Origin of the sequence: Streptomyces noursei (assembly GCF_001646665.1) — a bacterium.
Classification (GTDB): Bacteria; Actinomycetota; Actinomycetes; order Streptomycetales; family Streptomycetaceae; genus Streptomyces; species Streptomyces lavendulocolor.
The window spans coordinates 284,496-296,425 of the sequence record NZ_LWBU01000158.1 but is presented as its reverse complement, the minus strand read 5'-3'; the positions used below and the strand labels follow the sequence as shown (position 1 = coordinate 296,425).

Annotated in this window: 11 protein-coding genes; 1 reads left to right on the top strand and 10 read right to left on the bottom strand. The window is 69.4% G+C overall.

The features are described from left to right. The 7 genes from mreD to A4V12_RS13375 all read right to left on the bottom strand — a co-directional run. Positions 1-384 (bottom strand): rod shape-determining protein MreD (gene mreD, locus A4V12_RS38640; protein WP_234372169.1); only part of this gene is annotated, 384 nt, incomplete at its 3' end. A 2-nt stretch (positions 385-386) separates the two neighbouring features. After that, complete coding sequence (gene mreC, locus A4V12_RS13400) at positions 387-1,337, bottom strand: rod shape-determining protein MreC (RefSeq protein WP_064069524.1); 951 nt, start codon at positions 1,335-1,337, stop codon at positions 387-389. Between the two features lie 123 nt (positions 1,338-1,460). Next, positions 1,461-2,480 carry a rod shape-determining protein gene (locus tag A4V12_RS13395; RefSeq protein WP_064069523.1) on the bottom strand — a complete coding sequence of 340 codons (1,020 nt, stop codon included), beginning with the start codon at positions 2,478-2,480 and terminating at the stop codon, positions 1,461-1,463. 263 nt (positions 2,481-2,743) lie between these two features. Beyond that, entirely contained in the window at positions 2,744-3,157 is a 414-nt protein-coding gene (gene ndk / locus A4V12_RS13390; protein ID WP_064069522.1) for a nucleoside-diphosphate kinase, read from the bottom strand. Positions 3,158-3,256: 99 nt separating this feature from the next. Continuing rightward, complete coding sequence (locus A4V12_RS13385) at positions 3,257-3,592, bottom strand: DUF4233 domain-containing protein (RefSeq protein ID WP_064069521.1); 336 nt, start codon at positions 3,590-3,592, stop codon at positions 3,257-3,259. Between the two features lie 8 nt (positions 3,593-3,600). Then, positions 3,601-5,109, bottom strand: a complete 1,509-nt coding sequence (gene folC, locus A4V12_RS13380; RefSeq protein WP_064069520.1) for a bifunctional tetrahydrofolate synthase/dihydrofolate synthase — start codon at positions 5,107-5,109, stop codon at positions 3,601-3,603. A 93-nt stretch (positions 5,110-5,202) separates the two neighbouring features. After that, positions 5,203-7,824: a valine--tRNA ligase gene (locus tag A4V12_RS13375; protein WP_064069519.1), complete on the bottom strand. Its 2,622-nt coding sequence runs from the start codon at positions 7,822-7,824 to the stop codon at positions 5,203-5,205. A 138-nt stretch (positions 7,825-7,962) separates the two neighbouring features. Between A4V12_RS13375 and A4V12_RS13370 the strand changes: the two genes are divergently transcribed. Next, the gene (locus A4V12_RS13370) at positions 7,963-8,913 is read left to right on the top strand and encodes a hypothetical protein (RefSeq protein ID WP_064069518.1); all 951 of its coding nucleotides are present in this window, start codon (positions 7,963-7,965) and stop codon (positions 8,911-8,913) included. 79 nt (positions 8,914-8,992) lie between these two features. Here A4V12_RS13370 and clpX read toward each other — a convergent pair whose 3' ends face one another. From clpX to A4V12_RS13355, 3 genes are all read right to left on the bottom strand, one after another. Next, positions 8,993-10,276: an ATP-dependent Clp protease ATP-binding subunit ClpX gene (gene clpX, locus A4V12_RS13365; protein ID WP_031070473.1), complete on the bottom strand. Its 1,284-nt coding sequence runs from the start codon at positions 10,274-10,276 to the stop codon at positions 8,993-8,995. Positions 10,277-10,412: 136 nt separating this feature from the next. Next, positions 10,413-11,087 carry an ATP-dependent Clp protease proteolytic subunit gene (locus A4V12_RS13360; RefSeq protein WP_031070475.1) on the bottom strand — a complete coding sequence of 225 codons (675 nt, stop codon included), beginning with the start codon at positions 11,085-11,087 and terminating at the stop codon, positions 10,413-10,415. A gap of 45 nt (positions 11,088-11,132) precedes the next feature. Further along, on the bottom strand, positions 11,133-11,750 hold the full coding sequence (locus A4V12_RS13355; protein WP_079137019.1) for an ATP-dependent Clp protease proteolytic subunit: 618 nt from the start codon (positions 11,748-11,750) through the stop codon (positions 11,133-11,135). Positions 11,751-11,930: the final 180 nt, after the last annotated feature.

Here is an 11,930-nt window from a genome sequence, read left to right as displayed (position 1 = left end):
GTCGCCGACGAGGGCGCCGACGCCCGCGTACAGCAGGGTCGAGCCGACGGCCGCGACGACCACCATGGCCATGGGGCCGGTCGCGGAGCGCAGCTGGCCGTTCTCGGGCTTGGCGAGGCCGACGAGGTAGCCGATGACGCAGAGCACCAGGGCGTACCGTCCGGCGGCGTGGTCGGCGGGCGGGGCGAGGTCGACGAGGAGGCCGGCCCCGAAGCCGATGAGGGCGCCGCTGACGTGCCCGTAGACCAGGGCGAGACCGACGACGACGAGCAGGAGCAGGTCGGGGACGGCGCCGGGGAGCTGGAGGCGGGCCAGGATGCACACCTGGACGACGAGGGCGACGACGACGAGCGTCGTGGAGAGCAGGATCCGGTTGAAGCGCATGGTCACTCCCCCTCCGGCTGCCCGCTCGGGGCACCGCTGGGCGCCCCGGTCGGGGACGGGGTCACCGTGACCGTGACGGTCGGCTCGGGCGCGGGCTTGGGCGGCAGGACGGCGTCGCGGGGATCGGTTCGCGGGGCTTGGACGACGACGCCGACGACGTCGAGCTTGCTGAAGCCGACGTACGGGCGCACGAAGATGTTGCGGGTGAGGTTGCCGGTGGAGGGGTCGACGCGGACGACCTCGCCGACCGGGACGCCGGGCACGAACGGCCGGTCGGCCCGCGAGCCGAAGGTGACGAGCCGGTCGCCCGGCTTGACCTTGGCCTTGCCGTTGAGGAGCTGCACGGACAGCGGGCGGTCGCCCTGCCCGGTGGCGAAGCCCAGTTCGTCGGAGCGCTCCATGCGGGTGCCGACGGTGAAGTCCGGGTCGCTGGCGAGGAGCACGGTGGAGGTGCCGGGGCCGACGGTGGTGACGCGGCCGACGAGCCCGTCCCCGTTGATGACCGTCATGTCCCGCTTGATGCCGTCGTCGGAGCCGGCGTCGATGGTGACGGTCCAGGAGAAGCCCTGGGCGGCTCCTATGGCGATGACCTCCGCCGCCTTGATGCCGTACTGCCCGGCGCCTGCCTTCTTCAGCAGGTTGTCGAGTTCGCGTACGCGGCTGCGGTTGCGGTCGTCGCTGCCGAGTTTCGCCTTGAGCGCGGCGTTCTGCCGTTCCAGTTCGGCGATGCGGTCGTGGCGTTCGCCGGAGTCCCGTACGGCGGCGATGGCGTTGCCGACCGGGTTGACGGCGGACGCGACGCTGTTCTCGACCGGGCCGAAGACCGTGGCGGCCGCCCGTCGGGCGCCGTCGACGGGTGACTCCTCGCCGCCGCGGATGTCCACCGTGATCAGCGCGAACGCGATGGCGACCAGCAGCACCAGGAGCAGCCGGCTCTCTCGTGTGTCCCTCACGTGGGGCGGCCGTGCCTTCCTCGTAGGAATCTCGTAGGAAATGTTTGTGCCGTTATACCAACCGGATCAACGATCAGCCGTACGGGTCCGACAGCACCCGTACGGCTGACCTGTGGGGCTCCGCTATCTGCGGGGCTGGGCGTCCAGCACCTGCTGGAGCGCCTCGAACTCCTCGACGCACTTGCCGGAGCCGAGCGCCACCGAGTCCAGCGGGTCCTCCGCGATGTGGATCGGCATGCCGGTCTCCCGGCGCAGCCGCTCGTCGAGGCCGCGCAGCAGGGCGCCGCCGCCGGTGAGGACGATGCCCCGGTCCATGACGTCGCCGGACAGCTCCGGCGGGCACTTGTCGAGGGTGGTCTTCACGGCGTCGACGATCGCGTTGACCGGCTCCTCGATGGCCTTGCGGACCTCGGCGGCCGAGATGACGACCGTCTTGGGGAGCCCGGAGACCAGGTCCCGGCCGCGGATCTCGGTGTGCTCGTCGGTGTCCAGGTCGTACGCCGACCCGATGGTGATCTTGATCTGCTCGGCGGTCCGCTCGCCGAGGAGGAGGCTGTACTCCTTCTTGACGTGCTGGATGATCGCGTTGTCCAGTTCGTCACCGGCCACCCGGATGGACTGTGCCGTGACGATTCCGCCGAGCGAGATGACGGCGACCTCCGTGGTGCCGCCGCCGATGTCGACGACCATGTTGCCGGTGGCCTCGTGGACGGGGAGGCCGGAGCCGATGGCGGCGGCCATGGGCTCTTCGATGATGTGCACCTGACGGGCGCCCGCCTGGGTGGACGCTTCGATGACGGCGCGGCGCTCGACGCCGGTGATGCCCGAGGGCACACAGACGACGACACGCGGGCGGGCGAGGTAGCGGCGCTTGTGGATCTTGAGGATGAAGTAGCGGAGCATGCGCTCCGTGATCTCGAAGTCGGCGATCACGCCGTCCTTCAGTGGCCGGACCGCCACGATGTTGCCGGGCGTCCGGCCGATCATCTTCTTCGCTTCGGCGCCGACCGCCAGGATGCCGCCGGTGTTGGTGTTGATCGCGACGACGGACGGCTCGTTGAGGACGATGCCGCGACCCCTCACGTACACCAGCGTGTTGGCGGTCCCGAGGTCGACAGCCATGTCACGGCCGATGAACGACATTGAGTTCCCCTTGTTTCCCATGAGGATGCGTCGGGCCTTCCCAATTAGAGCGTTGACGGCTTCTCAGGTCGGCGAGGTGGGTGGTGTGGCGAGGAGATTCACATCGTAGTCCCGCCTGCGCGGACACGGCGCGGTGGCCCGCCTCTGTATAGGTGACGAAGTGTCGGAGCGATGCGTTCCCGGTCGTGGCGTTCATATGCCGAAGGGCGACCGAAATTCCTTCGGTCGCCCCAGGTCATGAGCGCTGTATGGCTGACAGCGGGTCAGGAAATGCCGGGGAAGAAAATCTTCAGTTCCCGAATGGCGGACTCCTCCGAGTCCGAGGCGTGAATCAGGTTCTCCCGGACGATGGTGCCGAAATCACCACGGATGGACCCGGGTGCCGCGGCAATCGGGTCGGTCGGTCCCGCCAGCTGGCGTACGCCCTCGATGACCCGCTCGCCCTCGACCACCAGCGCGACGACCGGCCCGGAGGACATGAAGGCGACCAGCGGCTCGTAGAAGGGCTTGCCCTTGTGCTCGCCGTAGTGCTGCTCCAGCGTGTCCTGGTCCAGGTGGCGCAGCTCCAGCGCGGTGATGGCCCATCCGGCCTTGCGCTCGATACGACCGATGATCTCGCCGATCAGGCCGCGGCGGACGGCGTCGGGCTTGAGAAGGACGAGCGTGCGCTGGGTCATGTGTTTACGGCTCCTTGCAGGCATACATGTGCGGTGAGCCGAGGCTACAGGGGCCGTACGGCGCAACGGCACCCGGTCCCGCGTTCCCCGGCCGCCCGGTCAGGGGGTCTGGGCCGCCCACCTGGCCTTGGCCTCGTCGATCTTGCGGCCGAAGTGGACCGACGCCCACCACAGGCCCGCGAACACGGCGCCCAGGAAGAACATCACCGGCACGACGAAGCCGCTCAGGACCAGCGCCACCTGGAGCGCCCATCCGAGTGCGGTCCCACCCGGCCGGGTGATCATGCCGCACAGCAGCACGCTCAGGGCCATCAGGATGCCGCAGACCGTCCAGACGGTGCCCATGGAGAGGCTGTCGTCCTTCATGGCCACCAGCCCGGCGAAGCCGATCACGAAGAACTCGCCGATCAGGGTGGACGCGCAGAGCGTACGCATCAGGAACCTCAGCCCTTTCCGAGCAGCAGCCGGGCCTCGCCGACCGTGATCACCGAACCCGTCACGAGGACGCCCGCCCCCGCGTACTCGTCCTCCTCCTCCGCCAGGGTGATCGCCGCCTCCAGCGCGTCGTCCAGCCGCGGCTCGACCACCACCCGCTCGTCGCCGAACACCTCGACGGCGATCGCGGCCAGCTCGTCGGCGTCCATCGCCCGGTGGCTGGAGTTCTGCGTGACGACGACCTCCGCGAAGATCGGCTCGAACGCCTCCAGCAGGCCCCGCACGTCCTTGTCGCCGCTCGTGCCGACGACGCCGACCAGCCGGGAGAAGCCGAACGCCTCGCTGATGCCCTCCGCCGTGGCCCGCGCGCCGGCCGGGTTGTGCGCGGCGTCCAGCACCACGGTCGGGCTGCGCCGCACCACCTCCAGGCGGCCCGGGGAGGCCACCGAGGCGAACGCCGCACGGATGCGGTCCAGGTCCAGCGTCCGCGCCTCCTGGGCGCCCACGCCGAAGAACGCCTCCACCGCCGCCAGCGCCACCGCCGCGTTGTGCGCCTGGTGCGCGCCGTACAGCGGGAGGAAGATCTCCTCGTACTCGCCGCCGAGCCCGCGCAGGGTGAGCAGCTGGCCGCCGACGGCCACCTCGCGGGAGACGACACCGAACTCCATGCCCTCGCGGGCCACCGTCGCGTCGACCTCGACGGCCTTCTTCAGCATCACCTGCGCCGCGTCCACCGGCTGCTGCGCCAGGACGACGGTGGCGCCCTGCTTGATGATCCCGGACTTCTCGCCGGCGATCTCGGCGTGCGTCGAGCCCAGCCGGTCCGTGTGGTCCAGGTCGATGGGGGTGACGACGGCGACGTCCCCGTCGATCACGTTCGTGGCGTCCCAGCTGCCGCCCATGCCGACCTCGACCACCGCCACGTCCACCGGCGCGTCCGCGAACGCGGCGTACGCCATACCGGTGAGGACCTCGAAGAAGGAGAGCCGGTATTCCTGGGACGAGTCGACCATCTCGACGTACGGCTTGATGTCCTGGTACGTCTCGATGAACCGCTCGTGGGCGATCGGCGCGCCGTCCAGGCTGATCCGCTCGGTGATCGACTGCACGTGCGGCGAGGTGTACCGCCCGGTGCGCAGGTCGAACGCGCCGAGCAGCGCCTCGATCATCCGGGCGGTGGACGTCTTGCCGTTGGTCCCGGTGATGTGGATCGAGGGGTACGCGCGCTGCGGCTCGCCCAGCACGTCCATCAGCGCCGCGATGCGCGTCACCGACGGCTCCAGCTTGGTCTCGCCCCAGCGGGTGGCCAGCTCCTGCTCGACCGTGCGGAGCGCCTGGTCCACCTCGGGGTCGGCGGGGCGCCCGGGCACCGCCTCGGCGGCCGCGGGCGGGCCGGCCTGGGCGCGCAGCGTACGGCTGCCGGCCTCGATCACCGCCAGGTCGGGGTCTCTGTTGGTCTCGACGTCCACGATCTCGTCGAAGTCGTCGCTGTCGCTGGACGAGGGCTGCTCACTCACAGGGCCAGTCTACGGAGCCCCACCGACAGCGCCGGGACCGGTGCCGGTACGGCGGGGGTGCGGGGCACATGCCCCGCGCCCCCGCCGTCCGGGTCACGCCTCGGGGAGGTTCGCCAGCTGGTTCTCGATGCGGGCGATGTCCTCGTCGGCCTTGGCCAGACGCGTGCGGATCTTGTCCACGACGTTGTCGGGCGCCTTGGCGAGGAAGGCCTCGTTGCCGAGCTTGGCCGTCGCCTGGGCCTTCTCCTTCTCCGCCGCCGCCAGGTCCTTGGCGAGGCGCTTGCGCTCCGCCGCCACGTCGATGGTGCCCGACAGGTCGAGCGCGACGGTGGCGCCGGCGACCGGCAGGGAGGCGGTGGCGTGGAAGCCCTCGCCCTCCGGCTGGAGCCGCAGCAGCTGGCGGATGGCGGCCTCGTGCGGCGCCAGCGCCGTGCCGTCCAGGTCCAGGCGGGCCGGGACCTTCTGACCGGGCTGGAGGCCCTGGTCGGAGCGGAAGCGGCGGACCTCGGTGACGACCCGCTGGACGAGCTCGATCTCGCGCTCGGCGGCCTCGTCGCGGAAGCCCGAGTCGGCGGGCCAGTCGGCGACGACCAGGGACTCGCCGCCGGTGAGGGAGGTCCACAGCGTCTCGGTGACGAACGGGACCACCGGGTGCAGCAGCCGCAGCGTCACGTCCAGGACCTCGCCGAGGACGCGGGCCGAAACCCGGGCCGGCTCGCCGCCGCCGAAGAAGGTGGTCTTCGACAGCTCGACGTACCAGTCGAAGACCTCGTCCCACGCGAAGTGGTACAGCGCGTCGGAGAGCTTGGCGAACTGGAAGTCCTCGTAGAACGCGTCGACCTCGGCGACCGTGGCGTTCAGCCGCGACAGGATCCACCGGTCGGTGGCGGACATCACGGACGGCTCGGGCAGCGGGCCCTGAACCGTGGCGCCGTTCATCAGCGCGAAGCGGGTGGCGTTCCAGATCTTGTTGGCGAAGTTCCGGGAGGCCTGGACCCAGTCCTCGCCGATCGGGACGTCGGTGCCGGGGTTGGCGCCGCGGGCGAGGGTGAAGCGGACGGCGTCGGAGCCGTACGCGTCCATCCAGTCCAGCGGGTCGACGACGTTGCCGAAGGACTTCGACATCTTCTTGCCGCGCTCGTCACGGACGAGACCGGTCAGCGCGATGGTCTTGAACGGGACCTCGCCGTCCATCGCGTACAGGCCGAACATCATCATCCGGGCGACCCAGAAGAAGATGATGTCGTGGCCGGTGAGGAGGACGTCGGTGGAGTAGAACTTCTCCAGGTCCGGCGTCCGCTCCGGCCAGCCGAGCGTGGAGAACGGCCACAGGCCGGACGAGAACCAGGTGTCCAGGACGTCGGTGTCCTGGGTCCAGCCCTCGCCGGTGGGCGCCTCGTCGTCCGGTCCGACGCAGACGACCTCGCCGTCCGGGCCGTACCAGACGGGGATGCGGTGGCCCCACCACAGCTGGCGCGAGATGCACCAGTCGTGCATGTTGTCGACCCAGTCGAAGTACCGCTTCGACATGTCCTCCGGGTGGATGCTCACGCGGCCGTCGCGGACGGCGTCGCCGGCGGCCTTCGCCAGCGGGCCGACCTTGACCCACCACTGCATCGACAAGCGCGGCTCGATGGTGGTCTTGCAGCGCGAGCAGTGGCCGACGGAGTGGACGTACGGCCGCTTCTCGGCGACGATCCGGCCCTGCGAGCGCAGCGCGCCGACGACGGCGCTGCGCGCCTCGAACCGGTCCAGGCCCTGGAAGGGGCCGTGGACGGTGAGGACACCGCGCTCGTCCATGATCGTCATGGACTCCAGGCCGTGGCGCTGGCCGATGGCGAAGTCGTTCGGGTCGTGCGCCGGGGTCACCTTGACGGCGCCGGTGCCGAACTCGGGGTCGACGTGCGTGTCGGCGACGACCGGGATGGTGCGGTCGGTCAGCGGCAGCTTGATGCGCTTGCCGACGAGGTGCTTGTACCGCTCGTCGTCCGGGTGGACGGCGACCGCGGTGTCACCGAGCATCGTCTCGGCGCGGGTGGTCGCGACGACCAGCGACTCGTCGCCCTCGCCGTACCGGATGGAGACGAGCTCGCCGTCGTCCTCCTGGTACTCCACCTCGATGTCGGAGATGGCGGTCAGGCAGCGCGGGCACCAGTTGATGATGCGCTCGGCGCGGTAGATCAGCTCGTCGTCGTAGAGCCGCTTGAAGATGGTCTGGACGGCCTTGGACAGGCCCTCGTCCATGGTGAACCGCTCGCGCGACCAGTCGACGCCGTCGCCGAGGCGGCGCATCTGGCCGAGGATCTTGCCGCCGTACTCCTCCTTCCACCGCCAGACGCGCTCGACGAACTCCTCACGCCCCAGGTCGTGGCGGGACTTGCCCTCCTCGGCGAGCTGCTGCTCGACCTTGTTCTGGGTGGCGATGCCGGCGTGGTCCATGCCGGGCAGCCACAGCGACTCGAAGCCCTGCATCCGCTTGCGGCGGGTGAGGGCGTCCATCAGCGTGTGCTGGAAGGCGTGGCCCAGGTGGAGGCTGCCGGTGACGTTCGGCGGCGGGATGACGATGGTGTACGGGGGCTTCTCGCTCTTCGCGTCGGCCGTGAAGTAACCGCGCTCTACCCAGCGCTCGTACAGCTTCCCCTCTACCTCGGCCGGCGCGTACTGGGTCGGCAGTTCGGGGACGGATGCTGGCTGCTGCTGAGTGTTCTCGGTCACGGGCCACAGTTTAGAGGTGTCACAGGCCCGTACTGAAACGGGAATGTTCGGTAACGGTGTGACCCCCGCCGTGCCGTAAGACGAGGGTTTCGGCCAGGATGTGAGGAACGCATAAGCATTCGGAGGGGGAACCCCTTAATGAGTTACAACCAGCCGGGCCCGTACGGCGGACAGCCCCAGCAGCCCGGACCGTACGGTCAGCCGGGTCCTTACGGCCAGCAGCCGCAGGCACCCCAGCCCGGCTACGGCTACCCGCAGCAGGCCCCGCCCCCGCAGGGTGTTCCGCAGCAGGGTTACGGCTACCCCCAGCAGCCCGGCCAGCCGGCCCCCTACGGCCAGCCCCCGCAGCAGCCCCCGTACGGCGCCGGCCCCGGCGCGTTCCCGCCGCCCCCGCCGGCCGCGGGCGGCGGCAAGAAGAAGACGGGCCTGATCCTCGGCGCGGTGGCGGCGGTGGCCGCGATCGGCGTGGGCGCCTACTTCGTCCTCGGCGGCTCGGGCGGCGGCGCCGACATCGCGAACGACGGCCCGCACAAGCTGGTGACCCCGGAGACGGTGCTCGGCGAGTACAAGAAGGGCAAGGGCGACAGCGGTTCGTCGTCCGGCGACGAGGACCTCCTCAAGGAGGCCGAGAAGTGGGGCGTGAAGAACGCCAAGGAGGTGGAGGCGGGTTACCAGTCCGGCGACGAGAGCAACCCCTTCGCGTCCAAGATGCTCCAGTTCGGCGGCGTCTACGGCGAGATCGAGGACCCCGAGAAGGTGGTGGACGCCTTCTTCGCGCACATGAAGACGGAGTCGGAGAAGGACGCCGACTCGGAGGCGAAGCTCGTCGGCAGCCCGAAGGCCTACGAGCCGGCCGGGCTGGAGAACGCCGTCCTCAAGTGCCAGCAGATGAAGGGCCCCACCGGCGCGTCGGCGGGCCAGGGTCCCAAGGACGTCACGCTCACCGTCTGCGTCTGGGGCGACCACAGCACCCTCGGCATGGTGATGCCGATCGACATGGCGGGAGCCCTGACCGGCAAGGGCGGCGACCCGTCGGCGGCCGCTGACACGACCGTCAAGCTCCGCAAGGAAGTCCGCGTCAAGGCCTGACGCACCAGCAGGACGCGGAAAGGGCGCCCACCGGTTCGCGGAACCGGGTGGGCGCCCTTCTGGCGCGCGGTGGGTGCTGTCAGGCGGACTTCTCGTGGCGGCCGGGGTCCTTGACGACCCGGGGCACCAGCGTCGGGTTGACGTTGTTGTGGACCACGTCCTCCGTGATGACCACGCGGGCCACGTCCTTGCGGGAGGGGACCTCGTACATCACCGACATCAGGACCTCCTCCATGATGGCGCGCAGGCCGCGCGCGCCGGTGCCGCGGAGGATGGCCTGGTCAGCGATGGCTTCGAGGGCCGGGCGGTCGAAGTCCAGCTCGACGCCGTCGAGTTCGAAGAGGCGCTGGTACTGCTTGACCAGCGCGTTGCGCGGCTCGACGAGGATCTTCAGCAGGGCCTCGCGGTCCAGGTTGTGGACCGAGGTGATGACGGGAAGACGGCCGATGAACTCCGGGATCATCCCGAACTTCACCAGGTCCTCCGGCATGACCTCCTGGAACTGGTCGCTCGCCTCGATCTCGCGCTTCGAGCGGATCGTCGCGCCGAAACCGATGCCCTTGGCACCCGCGCGCGACTCGATGATCTTCTCCAGGCCGGCGAAGGCACCGCCCACGATGAACAGCACGTTCGTCGTGTCGATCTGGATGAACTCCTGGTGCGGGTGCTTGCGGCCGCCCTGCGGGGGCACCGAGGCGGTGGTGCCCTCCAGGATCTTCAGCAGGGCCTGCTGCACACCCTCGCCGGACACGTCACGGGTGATCGACGGGTTTTCGCTCTTACGGGCGACCTTGTCGATCTCGTCGATGTAGATGATGCCCGTCTCGGCCTTCTTGACGTCGTAGTCGGCGGCCTGGATGAGCTTCAGCAGGATGTTCTCGACGTCCTCGCCCACGTACCCCGCCTCCGTGAGCGCCGTCGCGTCGGCGATGGCGAACGGGACGTTGAGCATCCGGGCGAGGGTCTGGGCCAGGAGCGTCTTGCCGGAACCCGTGGGGCCCAGCAACAGGATGTTGGACTTGGCGAGTTCGATCGCGTCGTCCCGGCCCTGCGCGCCGCCGTTCTCACCGGCCTGGACGCGCTTGTAGTGGTTGTACACAGCGACGGAGAGGGCCTTCTTCGCGGGCTCCTGCCCGACGACGTACCCCTCGAGGAACTCGTAGATCTCGCGCGGCTTGGGGAGTTCCTCCCACCGCACCTCGGAGGTCTCGGCGAGCTCCTCCTCGATGATCTCGTTGCAGAGGTCGATGCACTCGTCGCAGATGTACACACCGGGGCCTGCGATGAGCTTCTTCACCTGCTTCTGGCTCTTTCCGCAGAACGAGCACTTGAGCAGGTCGCCGCCATCACCGATGCGTGCCACGAGGTGCTTCCCCTTCGCCTGGGAGCGGCTTGGTTCAGCCGACTCCTGGTGCCTCATAAACGACGGTACCTTGCCGGGCCCCGTGTTCGGGCCCCCCTTGGCACGGTTCACACCGTGCCAAGGGAAGGTCGGGCCGTCAGGCCGCCGCCGCCGCGGTGCTCTTGCGGGTGGAGACGATCTGGTCCACCAGGCCGTACGCCAGGGCGTCCTCGGCCGTGAGGATCTTGTCGCGCTCGATGTCGTCGCGGATCTTCTCGATCGGCTGGGTGGAGTGCTTCGCCAGCATCTCCTCCAGCTGCGTGCGCATGCGCAGGATCTCGTTGGCCGCGATCTCCAGGTCGGAGAGCTGCTCACGACCGGTGCCGCCGGACGGCTGGTGGATCAGCACGCGCGCGTTGGGCAGGGCCATCCGCTTGCCGGGGGTGCCGGCGGCCAGCAGGACGGCCGCGGCGGACGCCGCCTGGCCCATGCAGACCGTCTGGATGTCCGGCTTCACGAACTGCATCGTGTCGTAGATGGCCGTCAGCGCGGTGAAGGAGCCACCGGGGCTGTTGATGTAGATGGAGATGTCCCGGTCCGGGTCCATCGACTCCAGGCACAGCAGCTGGGCCATGACGTCGTTGGCGGAGGCATCGTCGATCTGCACGCCGAGGAAGATCACGCGCTCCTCGAAGAGCTTCGCGTACGGGTCGTACTCGCGCACGCCCTGCGAGGTGCGCTCGACGAAGCGCGGGACGACGTACCGGTTGTCCACCTGCGGGCCGGTGTAGAGGCCGCTCGCGGAGAAGTTGCTCATATGGGTGTTCACCATCCTGGTGGCGTTCGGCGGGGCTGTGAGGCGGGAGGGCGGGCCGGCTCAGGCGCCGGTGCCGCCACCGCCCGGAACGCCCGCGGCGGCAGACATGATGTCGTCGATCAGGCCGTACTCCTTGGCCTCCCCCGCGGTGAACCAGCGGTCGCGGTCACCGTCGCGGATGATCGTCTCCACGCTCTGGCCGGAGTGGCGCGCGGTGATCTCGGCCATGCGCTTCTTGGTGCGCAGGAGGTACTCGGCCTGGATCTTGATGTCCGAGGCGGTACCACCGATGCCGGCGGAGCCCTGGTGCATCAGGATGTCGGTGTTCGGCAGCGCGAAGCGCTTGCCGGGGGTGCCGCCGGTGAGCAGGAACTGGCCCATGGAGGCCGCCATGCCCATACCGATGGTGACGACGTCGTTCGGGATGTACTGCATGGTGTCGTAGATGGCCATGCCGGCCGTCACCGAGCCACCCGGGCTGTTGATGTACAGGTAGATGTCCTTGTCCGGGTCGGCGGCAAGGAGCAGCATCTGCGAGGTGATCTTGTTCGCGATCTCGTCGTCGACCTGCTGGCCGAGGAAGATGATCCGCTCGCCGAGCAGCCGGTTGTAGACATGGTCGCCGAGGCCACCACCGATGGACGGCTCACCCGCGGCGTAAGGCATCAGATTCGTCACGTATCCACCTGCTCGTCTCTGACGGCTCCGGCCGTCTCAGCGTGTTGCGTACTGGGGGCGCGGGTACTCCCCTGCCCTCGTATTCATGGACCCTAACGCGCTGGTCGGCGGGCGCCATCCCGGTTCCCGAACTGTTCGCTGGGAGCGCAAGGTAGTTGGGCCGGCGAGGGCGGGCGAGGG

Bases quoted from the DNA above. Each gene is read 5' to 3' on its own strand.
- A4V12_RS13395 (WP_064069523.1), bottom strand. From the start codon at position 2,480: ATGTCGTTCATCGGCCGTGACATGGCTGTCGACCTCGGGACCGCCAAC.
- ndk (WP_064069522.1), bottom strand. From the start codon at position 3,157: ATGACCCAGCGCACGCTCGTCCTTCTCAAGCCCGACGCCGTCCGCCGC.
- A4V12_RS13385 (WP_064069521.1), bottom strand. From the start codon at position 3,592: ATGCGTACGCTCTGCGCGTCCACCCTGATCGGCGAGTTCTTCGTGATC.
- A4V12_RS13370 (WP_064069518.1), top strand. From the start codon at position 7,963: ATGAGTTACAACCAGCCGGGCCCGTACGGCGGACAGCCCCAGCAGCCC.
- A4V12_RS13360 (WP_031070475.1), bottom strand. From the start codon at position 11,087: ATGGTGAACACCCATATGAGCAACTTCTCCGCGAGCGGCCTCTACACC.